The 18524-nt window shown below is 35.0% G+C and carries 20 protein-coding genes; 11 read left to right on the top strand and 9 right to left on the bottom strand.

The features are described 5' to 3' along the window. The first annotated feature begins 208 nt into the window (after nucleotides 1–208). The 4 genes from ehuB (at nucleotide 209) to DFR56_RS04235 (ending at nucleotide 3375) form a co-directional block, all read left to right on the top strand. Nucleotides 209–1108 carry an ectoine/hydroxyectoine ABC transporter substrate-binding protein EhuB gene (gene ehuB, locus DFR56_RS04220; protein ID WP_110394178.1) on the top strand — a complete coding sequence of 300 codons (900 nt, stop codon included), beginning with the start codon at nucleotides 209–211 and terminating at the stop codon, nucleotides 1106–1108. A gap of 119 nt (nucleotides 1109–1227) precedes the next feature. Then, complete coding sequence (locus tag DFR56_RS04225; protein WP_170124492.1) at nucleotides 1228–1890, top strand: amino acid ABC transporter permease; 663 nt, start codon at nucleotides 1228–1230, stop codon at nucleotides 1888–1890. After that, a complete protein-coding gene (gene ehuD, locus DFR56_RS04230; RefSeq protein WP_110394180.1) occupies nucleotides 1887–2585 on the top strand; it encodes an ectoine/hydroxyectoine ABC transporter permease subunit EhuD in 699 nt (232 codons plus the stop codon). The genes DFR56_RS04225 and ehuD overlap by 4 nt, the downstream gene beginning before the upstream one ends. A gap of 13 nt (nucleotides 2586–2598) precedes the next feature. Next, a complete protein-coding gene (locus DFR56_RS04235; protein ID WP_110394181.1) occupies nucleotides 2599–3375 on the top strand; it encodes an amino acid ABC transporter ATP-binding protein in 777 nt (258 codons plus the stop codon). Between the two features lie 74 nt (nucleotides 3376–3449). On the opposite strand, the gene DFR56_RS04240 is transcribed toward DFR56_RS04235, so the two are convergent. From DFR56_RS04240 to DFR56_RS04255, 3 genes are all read right to left on the bottom strand, one after another. After that, nucleotides 3450–4397 carry a threonine ammonia-lyase gene (locus DFR56_RS04240; RefSeq protein WP_110394328.1) on the bottom strand — a complete coding sequence of 316 codons (948 nt, stop codon included), beginning with the start codon at nucleotides 4395–4397 and terminating at the stop codon, nucleotides 3450–3452. Nucleotides 4398–4628: 231 nt separating this feature from the next. Further along, on the bottom strand, nucleotides 4629–5390 hold the full coding sequence (gene pgeF, locus DFR56_RS04250) for a peptidoglycan editing factor PgeF (protein ID WP_110394182.1): 762 nt from the start codon (nucleotides 5388–5390) through the stop codon (nucleotides 4629–4631). A 542-nt stretch (nucleotides 5391–5932) separates the two neighbouring features. Beyond that, the gene (locus DFR56_RS04255) at nucleotides 5933–6385 is read right to left on the bottom strand and encodes a DUF7832 domain-containing protein (protein ID WP_110394183.1); all 453 of its coding nucleotides are present in this window, start codon (nucleotides 6383–6385) and stop codon (nucleotides 5933–5935) included. Between the two features lie 178 nt (nucleotides 6386–6563). On the opposite strand from DFR56_RS04255, the gene DFR56_RS04260 reads away from it, so the two are divergent. Continuing rightward, nucleotides 6564–8171 carry a hypothetical protein gene (locus DFR56_RS04260; RefSeq protein WP_110394184.1) on the top strand — a complete coding sequence of 536 codons (1608 nt, stop codon included), beginning with the start codon at nucleotides 6564–6566 and terminating at the stop codon, nucleotides 8169–8171. Nucleotides 8172–8444: 273 nt separating this feature from the next. Here DFR56_RS04260 and DFR56_RS04265 read toward each other — a convergent pair whose 3' ends face one another. Next, a complete protein-coding gene (locus DFR56_RS04265) occupies nucleotides 8445–9410 on the bottom strand; it encodes a cation diffusion facilitator family transporter (RefSeq protein ID WP_110394329.1) in 966 nt (321 codons plus the stop codon). A 100-nt stretch (nucleotides 9411–9510) separates the two neighbouring features. Then, entirely contained in the window at nucleotides 9511–10362 is an 852-nt protein-coding gene (locus DFR56_RS04270; RefSeq protein WP_110394185.1) for a GNAT family N-acetyltransferase, read from the bottom strand. Nucleotides 10363–10885: 523 nt separating this feature from the next. Here DFR56_RS04270 and DFR56_RS04275 point away from each other — a divergent pair. Continuing rightward, a complete protein-coding gene (locus tag DFR56_RS04275) occupies nucleotides 10886–11452 on the top strand; it encodes a YusW family protein (RefSeq protein WP_158525501.1) in 567 nt (188 codons plus the stop codon). 206 nt (nucleotides 11453–11658) lie between these two features. Here the strand turns inward: DFR56_RS04275 and DFR56_RS04280 are convergent, their stop codons facing one another. Then, on the bottom strand, nucleotides 11659–11886 hold the full coding sequence (locus DFR56_RS04280; protein WP_110394187.1) for a hypothetical protein: 228 nt from the start codon (nucleotides 11884–11886) through the stop codon (nucleotides 11659–11661). Nucleotides 11887–12327: 441 nt separating this feature from the next. On the opposite strand from DFR56_RS04280, the gene DFR56_RS04285 reads away from it, so the two are divergent. Beyond that, nucleotides 12328–12792, top strand: coding sequence for a hypothetical protein (locus DFR56_RS04285; RefSeq protein ID WP_110394188.1), 465 nt, complete (start codon nucleotides 12328–12330; stop codon nucleotides 12790–12792). Nucleotides 12793–13142: 350 nt separating this feature from the next. Continuing rightward, nucleotides 13143–13916: a VLRF1 family aeRF1-type release factor gene (locus tag DFR56_RS04290; protein WP_110394189.1), complete on the top strand. Its 774-nt coding sequence runs from the start codon at nucleotides 13143–13145 to the stop codon at nucleotides 13914–13916. A 45-nt stretch (nucleotides 13917–13961) separates the two neighbouring features. Here DFR56_RS04290 and DFR56_RS04295 read toward each other — a convergent pair whose 3' ends face one another. Next, the gene (locus DFR56_RS04295) at nucleotides 13962–14450 is read right to left on the bottom strand and encodes a hypothetical protein (protein WP_110394190.1); all 489 of its coding nucleotides are present in this window, start codon (nucleotides 14448–14450) and stop codon (nucleotides 13962–13964) included. Between the two features lie 191 nt (nucleotides 14451–14641). Here DFR56_RS04295 and DFR56_RS04300 point away from each other — a divergent pair, with 191 nt between their 5' ends. After that, a complete protein-coding gene (locus DFR56_RS04300) occupies nucleotides 14642–15274 on the top strand; it encodes a hypothetical protein (RefSeq protein WP_146214248.1) in 633 nt (210 codons plus the stop codon). Between the two features lie 157 nt (nucleotides 15275–15431). Here the strand turns inward: DFR56_RS04300 and DFR56_RS04305 are convergent, their stop codons facing one another. After that, nucleotides 15432–15578 (bottom strand): lmo0937 family membrane protein, encoded by a 147-nt coding sequence (locus DFR56_RS04305; protein WP_110394192.1) that lies wholly within the window; start codon nucleotides 15576–15578, stop codon nucleotides 15432–15434. 143 nt (nucleotides 15579–15721) lie between these two features. Between DFR56_RS04305 and DFR56_RS04310 the strand changes: the two genes are divergently transcribed. After that, the gene (locus DFR56_RS04310; protein ID WP_110394193.1) at nucleotides 15722–15919 is read left to right on the top strand and encodes a DUF2188 domain-containing protein; all 198 of its coding nucleotides are present in this window, start codon (nucleotides 15722–15724) and stop codon (nucleotides 15917–15919) included. 327 nt (nucleotides 15920–16246) lie between these two features. Here DFR56_RS04310 and DFR56_RS04315 read toward each other — a convergent pair whose 3' ends face one another. Next, nucleotides 16247–17617: a leucyl aminopeptidase family protein gene (locus DFR56_RS04315; protein WP_110394194.1), complete on the bottom strand. Its 1371-nt coding sequence runs from the start codon at nucleotides 17615–17617 to the stop codon at nucleotides 16247–16249. A 119-nt stretch (nucleotides 17618–17736) separates the two neighbouring features. Here DFR56_RS04315 and DFR56_RS04320 point away from each other — a divergent pair, with 119 nt between their 5' ends. Further along, a complete protein-coding gene (locus DFR56_RS04320) occupies nucleotides 17737–18516 on the top strand; it encodes an ABC transporter substrate-binding protein (RefSeq protein WP_110394195.1) in 780 nt (259 codons plus the stop codon). Nucleotides 18517–18524: the final 8 nt, after the last annotated feature.

Here is an 18524-nt window from a genome sequence, read left to right on the forward strand (position 1 = left end):
GTATATACTGAATATATTTTTAGGAAATCCTAACTATTCTTTTGTTAAAGGGGGAAATTAAGCTTTTTTCGTACTATATTATGCTTTTTCGTAGTTGAACAGAAAAAAATTTACCTATACTATGTAAATAACCATTTTACTTTTACTAAATTTCTTTATTCATTTAGTAGCTGTAAATTGTAAAAAAAATTAGGGAGGTCATATGAGAATGAGAAAATGGTTAGTAGTTCTTGCACTTTTTATTGCTTTTGTATTTGCATTATCAGCTTGTGGCGACAGTGCGAGTAGTGGCAACGGTGAAGATAGTGACAGCTCAGATCGACTTACCCAGTTACAAGAAGATGGAACCGTTGTTGTTGGTTTCGCAAATGAAAAACCTTATGCATATGAAGAGGATGGAGAATTAAAAGGGGTTGCTGTTGATGTAGCAACTGCTGTGTTAAATGAATTGGGAATTGAAAATGTGGAAGGTCATTTAGCAGATTTTGGTCAATTAATCCCTGGACTTGAAGCGAAAAAGTACGATATTATTACTGCTTCTATGGCTATCAATGCTGAACGTTGTGAAAACGTCGCATTTGGAGAACCAGAAGTAAAATATGGAGAAGGATTAATCGTTGAAACTGGTAACCCATTAAATTTACACAGCTATAAGGATATTGCTGATAACCCAGATGTAACCGTTGCCATTATGTCAGGTGCTACGGAAATTGAATTCGTTCAAATAGAAGGTGTCGACCCTAATCAAATTCAAAATGCTCCAGATATTCCGGCGACATTTTCTGCTGTTGAATCTGGGCGTGCTCAAGCGACAACAGGAACAGAAATGACGATAAAAATGGCTTTGGAGAGTTTAGATTCAGATAAATTGGAGTTTGTAGAGGATTTTGAACAACCTAATATTGAAGGTGTACCAAGTTATGGTGCAGCGGCATTTCGTCTAGATGATAATGAACTTCGTGAAGCGTATAACGAAAAGTTGGCAGAATTAAAAGAATCCGATTTATACGGTGAACTTCTAGAAGCAAATTATTTTAGTGCGACAAGCAATGCTGTTGAAAGTGATATTACGACTGAAATGGTTTGTTCAGGTGAAGTGTATGAATAAGCTCTAATAAGCGAAGGGTCAAGTTCTTTTCTCTTGAAATGAGCTGACCCTTTTTTGAAAACGTTATCATATCAACTAATATTTAATCATTTTTCTATTCTTCTAAAGGAGGGATTACTATTAGTGCAATAGCAGAAGTATTCCCAGTATTACTAAAAGGAATTCAAATTACAGTAATTGTCCTCATTTTGTCGGCAATTTTAGGTTATTTTATCGCTATTGTTGCAGGATTATGTCGTTTATCTAGGTTTTGGATTATCCGAACATTCACTGGTTTTTATGTAGAAGTGTTTCGGGGAACTTCCTTAATTGTCCAACTTTTTTGGTTATATTATGCTTTGCCTATGTTATTTGGGTTTAATGTTGGTAGTAATCTTGTTGCTGGTGTATTAGCTATTTCTCTAAACTATGGTGCTTATATGTCAGAGATTGTTAGAGGGTCGATCGTTGCAGTGGACAAAGGACAAACAGAGGCATCTGTAGCTTTAAATATGACTAGATTTCAACGGATGCGCCTCGTTATTTTCCCCCAAGCATTTCGCATGATGTTACCCGAGTTTGGGAATTATTTAATCCAAATGTTAAAAGCAACATCACTCGTTTCACTCATTGGTATGCACGATATTTTATACCATGGTAACTTAATTAGATCTTCCAATCTATCCATGGCCCCTACTGTTTATATTTTAGTGCTTATTTTTTACTTTATTATTGCCTTACCTTTCATCTTTCTTGCACGAAAAATGGAGACTGTTTCAAAGAAAGGAGTTGCTAGTTCATGAACTGGAAATGGGAAGTATTTTTTGATGCACTCCCCCTCGTTACTAAAGGGTTAACAATAACAATTTCCTTAACAATCATCTGCTATCTATTTGCACTCCTTTTTGGCTTTGTATGGGTCTTTTTAAGGAGAATTCCATCAAAGATCATTAATTGGATTGTTACTTGGACAATGGAGTTTATTCGATCAACTCCGCCCCTTGTTCAATTATTTTTCCTTTATTTTGGTTGGCCGATGGTTCCAGTTGTAGGTGTTTCCCTTTCTCCTTTTACATGTGCAGTAATCGGTCTTGGTATCCATACGAGTACATATATTGGCGAAGTATATCGGTCAGGTATTGAATCTGTTGATAAAGGACAGTGGGAAGCATCAACCGCCTTAAATCTTACTACACGCCAAAAATGGCTGAAAATCATTTTGCCACAAGCAGTTCCACCGACAATTCCGATGTTAGGGAATTATTTTATTATTTTATTTAAAGAAGTTCCACTTGCCTCCACAGTCGGAGTACTAGGAATTTTAGCGTTGGCAAACAATTATGGTGCAGCTCATTTTAGATATCTAGAGCCATTAACGATTGTTGCTTTATTATTTTTACTGCTCAGCTATCCTTCTTCTCTTTTAATTAATAAATTAGAGAAAAAAATGAATCGCCGTTTTGATAAAAAATCATCAACTGGCTCTATATCAATGTGAAGGAGGTTTTATGATGGTAGAACCAATTGTTCAGTTTAAAGATGTACATAAATCTTTTGGAGAGTTTGATGTATTAAAAGGAATTGATTTAAATATTGCTCCATCTGAAAAAATTTGTATTATCGGTCCATCAGGATCTGGAAAAACGACTATTATTCGTATGTTAATGACGTTAGAAGAGCCTACTTCTGGTGATATTTATGTGAATGATGCGAACTTGTGGAAGATGGAACGAGCGGGTAAAATGGTTCCCGCTAATGAAAAACATCTCAGGCAAGTACGAGGTGATATTGGAATGGTGTTTCAGCATTTTAACCTATTCCCGCATATGACCATTTTAGATAATTGTATGGTCGGTCCTATTCATGTAAAGAAGGAGAGTAAAGATGAAGCGAAACAACATTCAGAAGAAATGCTAAAGAGAGTAGGATTAGAGGAGCATATGGATAAATACCCTAGTCAATTATCAGGTGGGCAAAAGCAGCGGGTCGCCATGGCAAGGGCACTAGTAATGAAACCTAAGATTATGCTGTTTGATGAAGTTACATCTGCACTTGATCCTGAGCTCGTTGGTGAAGTGCTCGAAGTAATCCGTAATATTGCCGAAACTGGGGAAACTGCTATGGTTCTCGTCACACATGAGATGGATTTTGCGCTTGAAGTGGCGGATCGTGTTCTTTTTCTAGATGACGGCGTTATTGCCGAAAGCGGGACAGCTAGTGAAGTGATTGAGCATTCGGAAAACAAGCGTCTCCAATCCTTTTTAAGACGATTTAGGAATTCAGATTAAAAGAGAGTAAGCATTGCAATTAGTTTAAATATTGCAATGCTTTTCTCATCCCATGTATGCTAAATGCATCCCTATCATTGCAGTAAATTCGGAAGCTCATTCATATCTACATTACCACCCGAGAGGATAAGCATGACCTTTTTCCTTGTAACTCCTAATTTTCCGTTCATCGCTGCTGCTACAGTAACGGCACTAGAAGGTTCGATCACTTGTTTCATTCGTTCAAATACAAATGACATTGCAGCCCGAATCTCATTTTCTTGTACTAAAACGAGATCATCTACATATTTTTTTACCACTGGAAATGTTAGATCACCTGGCTGACTAGTCCTTAACCCATCGGCAACAGTCGTTGTTTTTGCAATGCTCGTAATTTTATTGTTTCGTAACGATAAAAATGTGTCATTCGCTGTCTCAGGTTCAACCCCGATCACTTGGATGGTTGGATTTGATTCTTTTGCCGCGGTAGCAATCCCTGACATTAATCCACCACCGCCGATAGGAACGACTATCACATCGACATCTGCTACTTGTTCCAATATTTCGAGGCCAATTGTCCCTTGCCCAGCCATAATGAATGGATCGTCATACGGCGGAATAAATACTCCTCCTTTTTCACTAGCAAGTTGTTTTGCCCGTGGAATTCTTTCAGCAGAGGTTGTTCCACACTGTTCAATATTTCCGTTATACGCTTCAATCGCAGCGATTTTACATCGACTTGCATTTTCTGGGACGACAATCGTTGCCGGTATCCCTAACTGATCGGCAACATATGCAACTGCTTGTCCATGATTTCCCGATGATGCTGCAGTAATGAATTTCGCTCCTTCCTTCACGACTTGTTTCACTTTATTCGTTGCACCACGAATTTTAAAGGAGCCTGTTTTTTGTAAATGCTCGGCTTTTAAAAATATTTCATTGTCGCATGCTTTCGATAGCTGATCAGATGTTAATATCGGTGTAACTTTCGTTATGTCTGATATAGTTTCCCTCGCTTTTTGAATGTCGAATAATGTAATCAAGGTTGCTCTACTTCCTTTCTTATCATTTTTCATAGCATGTTTCACAAAAAATGTCCCCATTGTTCTGTAAATATGCTTTTATTTCCGCATCCCTCTCGTCGTTGGATATTTCATTCTCACAAAAACAAGATCATTCCCCTTTATTTCTTTTGCGCATTTGGCACATGCTGGTTTTATTGTAAACACTTTTCTTCCCCCAAAAAAGTTTATCTATCTGGAAAAACCGATAGTTTATTTTTTTCTCATGATGAAACTTAGATGTCTTCCTGTTCGTTTGTCTTCACGATACGAAAATCCTTCCGTGTTTAAAAACGTGCAAGTCGTATCTACCTTCATTTGATCTTGCGAAATGCCAGCAAGTTCACATTGTTTGATAACTGTTTTTTGGTTATCAATATGATATTTTTTTGTAGCTTCATTATAATGAATACATGATTCTGCATAGCCTAGTTCATGAAACTTCTCGTACACATCTTCGTCCACTTCAAATTTTTCCTGACAAAGTGCACTGCCAATTTGGATATAAAATTCATTGGGTTCGCACTTTTCTTCTGTGATTAAATGGTGGAAAAGTTTTCGCGTTATTTGTTTTACAGTTCCTTGCCATCCTGAGTGTATCACTCCGATCACATTTCTCTTTTCATGATAAAAAATAACTGGTACACAGTCCGCCGTAAAACAGCATAATACAATATTAGGCTCAAATGTATATAATGCATCTGTATTAGGTATCGCCGTTTCCATTGAAAATGCGCCACACCCTTTATCTTCAGCCGTTACTCGATAAAAATTTGCGCTATGTGTTTGGTTAGCACAAACGAAGTTTTCCAATTGAGTGTCTAAAGTAATAGCAAGATTTTTTCGGTTTCCAATAATTTTGGACGGGTTGTCACACGTATGAAGTGCCATATTATTTTGTTCAAATGCTGTCTCGCTTTTTAATGTCATTCCAGATACGAAATGCTCATTACGGAAGAAAAAGTGAGTGTTCATTCTATCACCTATTTTTTAGATATTTCTTTAATCATAACATACGTATATATTTGTGTGTAATTGTGTTAATTTATCTTAGCGGCGTTACTAAAACTCGCGCCTCGATAGGCAAGGGATAAGTGCTGCTAAAGAAAAAACAATGACTGACAAGCTAGAAGGGAAGTCAGAAGTGATGTTGCCCTTATATAAATAAATCGTCATTTCTTTATTTGCCAAGCTCCGAAATACTGACACATCAATAAGGAACTTGGCATATCATTATTTTCCTGGTACATAAATCACCACGTTCCCTTCACAGTCGAAAATCATTTTCAATGTAACACAGTGTAAATCTCGGCACATAATCATTTTTCTAGTTACATATTGCCCAAACCTAGCAATTGCTCCCACACCAACGGATTGTACATTCTTATTTAGTCGAACATGTACACATCTTGACAATTTATACGTATTCGGGTGAGGAAGTTTTCCAATAATGACAAAAAAGGGCCACTCCCTAATAAAAGTGACTCCAGCAAATTACTTCATGTTTGAAACTAGCTTTATGTACCCTCACTTCCTTTTTCAAAGGTATGTTTCCATTCCATATATCTTCTATCAATCACTGCTTTTATTTTTGAATAATTTCCCCAACTATCTTCCACCTCATATAGACTGTCTAATTCCGAAAAGGCTTCCTCATAATCATCTAGAAAAAGTCCATTTTCAAAATCAAAATATTCCATTGCAAATTGATTAGCTTCTTCATTTAACATATCATCTGCTAACACTCCATCTGCGTTCCTATATATTTCTGCTCCAGTTATTTCGCGCTGTATAAATTTTTGTATGTCTAGCTCCATTTCTGTCTCAAACTCTTTACTCAGCAATTGATGATCAATTAACCAACCGAGAAACATACCCGTATGCACATAGGCTTGCTTCAAGGATAAGTCATTTGGAAAATCACCTTCATAATGATATTTTGCCTTATCATATACAATTATTTCGGACATTACTCTTCAGCTCCTTTAAAAATTCCCTGTTCAAGCTTTCCCCTTGCTGTAACTATACCATAAGATAACTTCTTCCTATTTTTACGATTTGTTTTTTTACATAAAAGAAACAATCATGAACTTTTTTATCTTTTATAATTAAGGTAGAAGAGAAATAAAAATGTAAAGGAGTTGGAATATGGAGGAAAGCCAATCAGCTAAATTTTCTTGTCTGCTTTTTCTTTTCATTATCCTGTTTATCTTTTGTATACATGTAGCTATATTATTTACTTCAATACGGGACTACAAGATGCATACAGAGGAAATTAGTTTACTAGAATCAGATATCCAAACATTATCTAATCAGAAAAAGAGGAATCGGCTCTTTTACTTTTTACCGAATCAGCATCCAGTAGTGTTAATGAAAGAGTCTAGCAGTATTCGAATGCAAGAGTTAAATAAAGATGGTTCTGATATCATTCAAGAACAAATACTTGATTCGGACCCCTTTCATCATATGATTGTTGCCTATCAAAAAGATGGTCTTGCCATCGTAACAAAAGGAGCATCAGTGTTAGAGGGAAATAATCATGTTAATTTTTATTATTATGAGTCAGGTCAACCATTAAAAAAACTTGATAGTCAACCATTTTTTATAGAAACCTATTTAGATCAATCAGCTAAAGTGTTTAACAATGAAATATACTTGGTTGGAAAAGACGAAAAAGAGGACTTCATCACATCATCTATGATCAACTTAACCATCCAAATGCATCGCTTGGCAGATGAAACAGGATTGCAACAAGTTATCTCGAGCAAGCTTCAAAATAATTCGGTTATTTCCAATCTTGTACCTATGATTGAAATACAATTATATGATTTCGGTCTTCAAACAGTGAAAAATCAACCATTTCCTGTCGCCAAAGAGCATCGAAGCGATAATAAGAATATGGTTCAACATTATGTCCATGATCCAGTTGTTGCGATCGTGATGAATAATCAATTTGTGCAATATGATCTTCTGAATGACGAAATAATCCAACCGATTGAAATGCCAGAACCGCTTTATGATCCGAAAGCTTTTTCATTACCGGATTATACAGTAGTTATTGGTAAAAGTTCGCCTACTAAGTCAAGTGAAGTGATTGGTTTTATCACTAATCCTTCTGGTCAAAATGTTCAGCCACTACTTATCGAGAAAGGAAAGTTCTTACAAAGTTATGACGAGAAAACATTTAATGTTACACAGATGGGGAAACAACTTTACCTCGCTTCTGAAACAGGTGCAGGTGTTTTTGATTTAGTAACGAATGAGTTTATCTCTTACAGTGAAAAACAGTATGATGAGTTGCTACTATCTCCTATCCTTAAAAAGGAGACAGAATTAACCCGTTTGCATGAAGAAGACGATGGGTTATCTATTCAAAAGTTTTTTCACTTTATTCTAAATGATTCTGCTGGAAAAGGTGTTGTTCTTAGCTTTTCTATATTTATGGCATTCCCCTTCTTGTTCGTCATTATTAGTTTAGTTGTTCACCATCATAAAGAAGCAAACATGAAAAAAGCTTATCGACACGGCGGAAAGAAACAAATCGCCACCATTGAAAATATTGATCGAACAAGAATAACAGCCAATGATGATTCGCAAGTTAATCTAACTATTGTTTTTGCACATCAAAATGAAATGATCAAAAAAGAGGTAAAAATGTATGCAGACATTCTCTATCCACCACAAATTGGTGACACCGTCCAAATACTCTATGACCCCATCTTAGACAAAGTATTTCTTTTGAAGGAAACGAAATAGAAAAAATACACTTATTTTTACGAATGTTGTATTAAATAAGTGGTTTTCGCGATGAAATGAAATTCGATTTTGTGCTGATGCCGTGGATGATGTGTCGTAAACGAGAACGGTGTGTCACTAAATGCGTTTTTGTGCTGAATTTGAGAATTACCTTACCGTGACAACGAGTATATGCTAGCTTCTTTAATGAAGCACAATTTTTAGGGACAATTCATCTAAATTGATTTTTGGCGCCAAAAAATCCACACAAGTTCATACTTCCCTTTAATCTATTTATGGTCTTTTCCCTTCATTTGGCCATGTTACAATATCATTATCCTCCATAATTCCAAGCATGACATCAGTAATATTCGGTGATGTGAGCAATGTATCTGTAAGTTTAAATTTCACATCATCTGCTTCATCTAGTGTTAGCCCCTTCTTTAACTCAACCGTTACATCCACATGATATGCCCTTCCCTCTTGCACAACACGCATCCCATATATATCGACAACACATGAATCAGCGAGGAGCGTTTTTGCGATTCGCTCTTCTACCTCTGCAGGTGCTGCAACACCAATTAATCCAATCATATTATCATACCCTACACGGTAAGCAACAAGTAACATTAAAAGACCGATAATAATTGATACAACACCATCTGCCTTTAAAACACCAAAAAATTGAGCAAGTACAATTCCTGCGATTGCGAAAACAGCCCCTAATGTGGCCACAATATCTTCATAAAAAACGAGCTTTGTAGCTGGTGCAGCCTTCTTTGCATGTGTAAATGCGGAAGAAAATAAATTCCCTTGTTTTTTTACTCTTGCCTCATGCACTATTTCCTTCATTGTTTTTAACAAGATAGCTCCATCAATTAAAAAAGATAGTAGCAATACGATTATATTTAACAGAAAATCACTTGATTCTTGTGGATGATGGAACAATTCCCAGCCCGTTTTTATCGTTTCATACGCCATAACCGTTACGACAATAACTGCAATCATACAGACGATATTGATCACTCGACCAAAACCCGTTGGAAATCGTTTCGTCGGTTTCATTTCTGCGAGTACACTACCAACATAGACGAAAGTTTGGTTTATCGTATCTGCAAAAGAATGCATCGCTGTTGCAAACATTGTTCCATTTCCACTTATTGCTGCTACAATTCCTTTGACAATTGCAATTGCCAAATTTCCAATTGCCGCAAGTCCTGACGATACATTTCCTTTTTTGAGTAGAGTAAGGAGTCGCATCATTTTTATTCACTCCCAATTTGTTCATATTGATAATGTTCGTAACCATCTTTCAAAATATACATATTAGCAAGCGGGGAGAAAATAAGCAGGATTGAACTTAACGTAGTGTGTAATGGATCAGTTGATGTTTCACTTTAAACCCGAGTGATTGGTATAGTCCAATCGCATTTTTATTTCTATCACCTACACAAATGGTAATGGTATGAATCCGATCATCTGAAAAAAGCTGATTAATTGCAAACGTAGTTATTTTTTTACCTATTCCTCGTGCTCGATATGTTGGACAAACGGATACAAACTCAATTGAACCTTCATGATGAAGTGGATCCGCCTCCATATATACATAGGAGATTACTTTATGATCCTTTATCCAGAGAAATAATCGCTTATGGATGTTTAACTGCCTAATTATTTGTTCACCATTATAATAACTATTCGGAAAAGTTTTTTCATGTAATTGAATAAAAGATTCCATATATATGGGAGTGTATTCTTGAAAACTACTGTCAATCGATTCAAGCTTTTCTTGGTGACGAGAAACTATATATGTAATATGTCCTCCTTGTTTCTTTGCACCAATTTTATCCATAAAATCAATTGCATTTATATTTTCCAGATTAACAAAGAAAGAAAATGTATCGACATATTTTTTCATTTCAGGAAATGCCTCACTCCAAATCACTGATGCTATTTCATTATCTTTTGTAAATGGGCCCCATACTTCCGCGCTTCGATTTTCCATATCAACATCAAAACCGAATGCTCCGATGATGTGCCCTTGATTAGAATGGATGTAAAACAATTCTTTCAAGGGTAAATCTGAAAAATCTTCCGTTAATGCATGAAAAATTTCTGATTTGCTTACTCCACAGTATCCTATATGTTTCTCACTCTGACTGTTCATACTTACAAGGAATGTGCATAACTTTTGTAAATCAATCATTTTCATTTTTTCACTCCTAACTCAACAATGGATTGAACATTACGTATAAAAAAATCTGCTAAAATGGCAGATTAATCCCATTTTCAAAGATAAATAACCGAACTAGAGTCCTAATAAACCATTTGGTATGAAAGCACAAATATCGTTGATAATCATATCAAGATTTGTGCATTGATTGATTAATAAAGATTTCCGAGTAAAAATAAGGCTATAAAATTGCTACCCTATAACTGAAAATTACCTCTTACATCGCCTCATCATAAAAAAATAACAGTTTTATACACTCCCTTAAACGTAAGAAAAAATAGGTTTGAAATTAATTTTCTGTTCTGTATGGATTACTTAAAAAAACTCTTTCTTTTTTTTACATACGCTTTAGCTACTATGTTAGCATATTTATCCATCCTAGTTGGCTATATTTTGAACATTGCTGTCAAGACTGATAATGTCCTAATGAATCTTTTGGTTTACCCACACGATTATTGGTCATACTGAAGATATTATCTTAATTTCTAGGAGGCAAATGGAAATGAAGCGAATGTTGATGTTACTTTTTGTCATTGGATTACTTGGTCTTGCAACTGGTTGTGGTAACAATAATACAGATGGGACAAAGAATAAAGAAGAAACAAATCAGGAAACAAAGGAAGAAAAGAAAGAAGTAAAAAGCGAGTCAGTGAAGGAAGATGTAGAGGAAGAAAAAGGCCAAAATGTGACAGAACAGACTGTTAGCAAAGAAGATGAGGAATATATGAAGTCTAAAATGGAGGCACTCGACTTTTCAGAAATAAAGGTTGAAGTAAAATATGCTGAGGATAAAGAATACGAATTTAAAATCGAGCAAGATAAAATGGAAAATGAGCCAATCGAGGCAGAAGTCGAGGATGAATTAAATAATGTTTTTCTAAAAGGTAGAGATGCATTCGATGACATTTATCCAAAAATCGAAAACTTAGACGTGAAGAGTGATAGTACGGAACAAGATGTTGTAGATAAAATTTTAACCGCATTTGACCTCCCTACTGATTACGAAAAGATGGAAGTCGACATTACATTTAACGATGGAAAAGAGCTTGACTTTGACCATCGGAAATAACAAGGATTAAGGCTTAACAAAAAAAGTAGAGATGAATTTCACCACATTTATGCTCTACTTTTTCTTTTATTAAAAATCGTTAAAAATGATCGTGGTTTTAGCTTTTTCATTCCCACGTTTTTCTGCTATTTTCTGCGGTAAAGATTTTGCATACTTGCTTTTCTAGTGCTGGATGATGATGATTCAACGTGAAGCTATGCTCGGCTTCATACAATAATCTGATCCAATTGCATTTCTTTTTCATCTACATATCTATAATCGTAAACGACTGTACTATCTGTACGGTCAAAGAGGACCAATTTTTCATTCGAATCAATAAATCCATTCGGATATTTAATACTCATATCCCTTATGGCATTATTTGATTCTAAAAAGAGCTGAAGTCCAATAACGAACGATCTTCCAAAGTGTAGTAGTGATATCCACTCATACAATCAACCCTCCCCAGTATTTTTATCCCAACGTTTATTAATTTCATTCATTATTAGATCTACCGAATGCTTTAAAGGTTTTAATGATACACTTACTTGTGCTTTCAAATAACTACCTTCGGGTACCACTTCTTTTAATTGTTAATTTGATGAGTAAATATGGTATAACTAGAATTAATCGGAATGAGTTTTGATATACACAGAAGCCTTTCATTATACCCTCTCCATCAAAAAGTTCGCATGTTAAAGATCACCAAATTTTTCCTAAAGTAGAAAGAACCATTTTCCCTCTGTTTTGTAATAATCAATTTACATACTTGCAAAAAATCCCCTATGGTCTATATCACATCATCCCCATTCAAAATATGTTATTATTTTGATGAGTATAAAAGGTATCCCACTAACACTCTCAAGACGATTTAATTTAGGGAATAAGGTGATTAGATGAGTAAATGGTTTTTCATTAATTTAGCTGTTTTTATTTTTGCGCTTTGGAAAATGAGTACTGGCCATCTTGGTGTTCATATTCTTTTTGGTGGATTTGGCCTTTTATTTATTTTATATAATTGGACAAGGCATGCTGTTTTTTCAACGATTCGTTCTAATATTAGTCGTAAAAGAAAAATCAAATACGCAAAGTTATCCAAAAAGGTTTTACCTATACATAAATGGACAGGAACGACTGCCCTTATCCTCATTCTTTTTCATATTTTTTTCGTCATTCATTATTTTGGATTTCAAGTTACTAATGTAAAAATGGTAAGTGGACTTCTCGCAGTTATCACTTTATCACTCGTTGTGATCACTGGTTGGATGCGATTTATAAAAACAACCTATAAGAGACGGATGATACATTTAACATTAGGTTTCTGTCTATTTACCTTCGTTTTGCTACATTTAATATTTTAACGTGACTGGCGATTATCAAGTTTTCTATAATCTGCTACAATAATAGTAATCGGTTACAGCAAGAAGCAAGAAGGAGGAGAATAAATATTTCTACGTCTATCATCATATTATTCATTATTGGAATCATCACATTAGTAGCGGGATTTTTAACGAAAAAACGTTGGTTGAATTTAATTACTGTTTTTTTATTCGTACTTGCTGGTTGGATGTTAATCTCAGAATTTTTAACAGGTGCGAAGTTTTGATCTTACATGTTAAAAGCATTTCGTTCACTAAATAGGACATCTTTTTAAATTTGTCCTATTTTTTGATAGTATGATAAGTACTAAACATTGAAAGGGGAATGTAAAGTGCCGAAAAAGGTTAGACAAATTCATGATCAGTTAGAGCAATTAGATGGATCTGTTTTATCGATTTACTTGAACACGAACCCTGGAAGTGAAGATTGGAAGATTAGACTTAAAAATGGATTGAAGAAAATGGAGGAATATGTCGCCGCTTCCAATCCTGAAGAAGTCAAAGATTTGACTAAAATTTGTAAAAAAGTCGATGTTGCGATTAAGGATAGGCGACGAGAAATGACGAATAGTCTCGTTTGTTTTGCATCAGCCAATCATTTAGTTATCTATCATTTACAAATTCCTGTCATGAATGATTTTCAATGGCATGCACACGCTGCAACTGAGCAATTAGATGAACTATATAAACAATATTCAAAAACAGGAGTCCTCCTTTTACAACGAGATAAAATTACATTGATCACTTCATCTTTGGGAGAACTGATTGATGAAAAACATTTCGAACTAGATATAGAGCTTGAAAATTGGAAACAATATAAAGGTGTTGCTTATGGATCTATTTATTCGAGTAGTGCGAATCATCGGGAGAAATTTGAAAATCGCCTACGTGAAAATCAAACAAGATGGTATCGTAATATTATTCCATCGATCGAAAAACATGCAAGAACACTTAATTGGAAAGGTGTACATTTGGCCGGACCTTCCGAATTAACAAATGTAATGAAAGACTTATTAAATATAAAAGTGATTGGTGAAACAACGAGAAACTATTCTGGCAAATCTGCACATGCTGTATTAAACAGAACAATTCTCGCTACTGATTAAATCTACGTAACAATCCCACTTTGGATTACGGGTGGGATTGTTTGTTTATATGAGATCTTTCACCTGAAATATTTTTTCTTTTTTCAAAAGTTTCACTGAATCAATAACAACACATAGAATTGCTATAGTAAAAATAGCATATCCAGCATACAGACATATTTGTAAAAACACCTCGATATTACCGATTTGAACCGTATGATGTAAAAAATGATGTATTTCATTTTTAAAAACAAATTGTAAAACGACCATAAATAAAGAAGCAACTACAAGCATAATGGTAGAAATAATAAAAGAAATTCGATTAATTAAGCAAATGATGGGATGATAGACAAGTGCAATAATAAATCGAGTAAAGGGTTTTGATTCTTTTTCTTCATATTTTTCGGCAATGGAGATAATTTTCATCATAATGCGCGGCAAGAAAAATTGGATAAAAAAGAAGAAAGAAAGATATGCAAGTCCTATGTTGTATAAGCTAATTAAATTAATTAATAAACTTAACGTTATGAGAGTAACCATTAGTTTTATTTTCATGTAATATCAACCCTTTCCATGTTTCATTATTAGTTTAACAATTTAATAGCATATTTGAAAGTTGTTTTATATTTGTAGGAATGACTAAAATAATACTTTTACCTCTTACTATTTAGGTGAATTATCGATATAATGATTTTGATTACTTTTTGAAAGGATTGAGTCAAATAAAGAAGCTATTCATAACATCTATGCTCATACTAGTTCTCATCTTAACTGGTTGTATGTCCATCTTCGGGGACGATGAAAAGAAAACAAATAAGGTAGAAGACAATGCAACATCGGAGGAAACTAATGCTGAAGATGCAGATAAAAAGGATGAGGAATTAAACTCGGAAAAGGATGAATCTGAGGAAAAAGATCGTGATGCAACTGCTGGTGAAAAAGCAGATTTGACATTACAAGTGACAAAAGTTGATGCCGATGATGGTATTACGATTGAAAATAATGACATTTATCAACAGTTGGATCAAATGGTGAAAGAAAATCCACAAGACGGTGATGCGAACGACTTTAGTCTCTTTCTAATTGACTTTGTTGAGTTTGAAGATGATGAGTTACAATTACTTTTCCTCGGAATTAACCGTTTAGACAAGCCAATTAAAAATATTTCCTTCGATTTTACATTAGGGTATGAAGATGGAGAATATGTTTGGGAAGACTTAAACGTATCGATCCCTGAAGATGAGTTTGGGGCAATCAAGGTTGACCATGCCATGCCAATCCTTCTTCCAGTAACAGAGGAACAAATTGAAATTATTAATGAAATTAATTTTGATAACCAAATTTTCGAGATGGAAAACTTTGACTTTGAAACAGAATAAAGATCCATTAAGACGGACATAATTGTTCCCTTCCTTTTCCTATTAATTTAAATTAGTAAAAAAGCTGTTGGAGTTTTCTGATCCAACAGCTTTTTTAGAGGAGGCATTTCCTAGTTTTTTATTGATTTTTGTATAAATAAAGTCTTTTTCAGTTTGCTTAAGGAGCACGTCCACCTGTAAATAGACGGATAATTAATACAATTAACGCTATAACAAGTAAGATATGGATTAGATTCCCTGCGATATCAAATGAAAAACCTAAAAGCCATAGCAAAATTAAGATCCCAATAATTGTCCATAGCATATTTGAATCCCTCCCTTTTCTTTGATTCATTATTCATACATACCATCAATTTGCTACATTTAAACTTTTTATTTCTAAGGATTAAAACACGACATGTTAGGGTAAGGAAGTAACAACAGTATGTATAATGGAGGCTGAATAATATGCCATGGGATATAAATAACTATCCAAATTCGCTTAAAAACTTACATCGAATTACGCGAAAAAAGGCAATTGAGATAGCAAACGCCATGATTGAGGAAGGATATAGTGAAGGTAGAGCGATTCCTATTGCCATTGAGCAAGCAAAAAAGTGGCATCAAAATGCAACAAAAGAGGAAATTGACTCATTTGATCAATAAGGAAACATGAATGAATCGTCAAACCGACATAGTCGTACAAAATTGATAGATATACTTTGGACAATCATATCAAAGTGAAAATGGTTGGGTTGTACAAAGATGATGTGCGGGATTTCTAACGTATATGCCGCTAAAGTCGTTTATTAGAAATGAAATTTCTATTAAATACTATTTTTAGCATGTAAGGACTTACACAAACTTCTTTACACCATTGAATGTTTACAGTAGAAACCTATTACCCTGAAACATTCTTTAACGACTTTTGGTCAAGTTAAATAAAAACGCCCATTTTCATTATCATATTGAAAATGGGCGTTTCTCATCCTCTTATTTTGAAACATGTACCGCATAATCTGCAAGAAGGCGAGCACCAAAGCCTGTTGCTGAATTGCCATAGTACCCTTTTTCTTTACTTTCCATCACACCAGCCATATCAACATGAATCCATTTTGTACTTTCCGGTACGAAGCGTCTTAGGAATAGTGCAGCTGTAATGGAACCTCCTGATGCTTGGTTACTAATATTGCTGAAATCAGCATAATTACTTTTAAGCGTACGATCATAATCATCCACTAAAGGCATTGGCCAAACAAAATCGCCATTTTCATCGCCAATTTTCTTCATTTCAGCCAGTAGCTCTTCTTCACCGAAAATACCACCTAGCTTTGGCCCAAGTGCAAATGCAATCGCTCCTGTAAGTGTAGCAATATCAATCACATATTCCGCCTGTAATTCTCCGGAACGAATCAGCCCGTCGGCTAAAATGAGTCGACCTTCCGCATCGGTATTTCCTACTTGAACCGTGTGCCCATTTTTATACGTAATAATATCTCCTGGCAAAATTGAATGTTGATCAGGCATATTTTCAACTGTTTGAATAAGTCCAACGACATTCACTTTTGCATTAGATTCTGCTAAAAGTTTTACCGCACCAGCAACAGCTGCTGCTCCGCCCATATCCATGCGCATATCACTCAGGTCGCGACCACTTTTTAGGCTTATTCCACCTGTGTCAAATGTTACCCCTTTTCCAACGAGTGCAATCAGTGGCTTGGTCGCATCCCCTTCATAATGAAGCTCGATAAAAGCTGGATCGTATTTACTGCCCCGATTCACTGTAAGCAGTCCGTTCATTTGCATTTCTTGTAATTTCTGTTTATCGTGCACTATGACATTCACATTCGTATCTGCAAATTCTTTTTCTAAAATGTGTGGAAATGATTCCGGATTTAGTGTACTTGGTATTTCGTTCATTAAATCACGTGAAAATGCAGTCGCTGTCGCACGTGTTCTTCCCATTATGATAGCTGATTTTACAGCCGCTTCGTCTGAAAAAGTCAATGTTGTTACATCCGCACTTTTCTTTGATTTATACGATTCAAAAGAATAGCCACCAAGCTGCCATCCTTCCACAAATGCAATAATGATTTTTTGTTCATCAAGCGCGGAAAATGCTTGGAATAGTTCTTCGTTCTTGACAGATACTTGTGCAATTTTGCGCTTTGTCAATTCACGAGCTATGTCACCAGCAAGCATACGAATTTTTTCATATGTTTGGTTCCCTGCTTTTACATCTTTTACGATAATAAGTAATTCATTGTCGACAAATAAGCTAACATAATCACCAACACTATTTTTTACAAAATCTTGCAATCCACTATCCTCTGTTTGAAACGTAACTTTCGTTTCTATCCCCATATTATCCTCTCCTTCATTCTATCTATCTAGTTAAAAGTATCGCTTACTTTCAAATTTTTCGCAAGTAGCGCACCCAAAATGGTTAATTATGATACGATGTTAAGGAAGGAGGGACATTTATGAGAACCATTACTGACCAATTAGGACGTTCTATTTCATACGATTTTCCACCTAAACGAATTATTTCCTTCGCTCCTGCGATAACAGATACATTATTCAGTTTACAATTATACGAACATATAGTTGGAAGAACAAGATTTTGCATTCACCCGAAAGGAAAAGTTGAAAATGCGATCAATGTAGGCGGAACGAAAGATATGAAAATAGAAAGAATCCATGAGTTACAACCGGATTTAATTATTGCAGAAAAAGAAGAAAATACAAAAGAAATGGTAGAGGAACTAGAGAAATTTTACCCTGTTTATGTATTTGAAATCCAGACAGTGAACGACGCATTAAACATGATTCTCAACCTAGGAACTTTAACAAATCGAATCGAGAAAGCACGAGCTTTACATCGGACCATTACGACCGCAATGGAACACATCCCTACGAAGTATAAGGGAAAACGAGTTGCCTATGTTATTTGGAAAAATCCTTATATGGTCGTCGGAAAAAATACATATATTCAATCATTAATGGAAAAGTTAGGCTTTATCAACCCTTTTACACAGTTTGAAGGACGTTATCCGACGGTAACAGAAAGTGATTTTTGCCATGCAAATCTTGACTATATTTTACTTGCAACAGAGCCATATCCTTTCAAAGAAAAAAACATAAACGAATTTTTAAACATTTCCCCACTTTCTCAACCTGTTATCGTCAATGGAGAAATGTTTTGGTATGGCGTAAAAATGTTTGATGCTGTTACTTATTTCAATGAACAATTTTTACGATAATCGCTAAT

This window comes from Pseudogracilibacillus auburnensis (genome assembly GCF_003201975.1).
GTDB classification, from domain to species: Bacteria; Bacillota; Bacilli; order Bacillales; family Amphibacillaceae; genus Pseudogracilibacillus; species Pseudogracilibacillus auburnensis.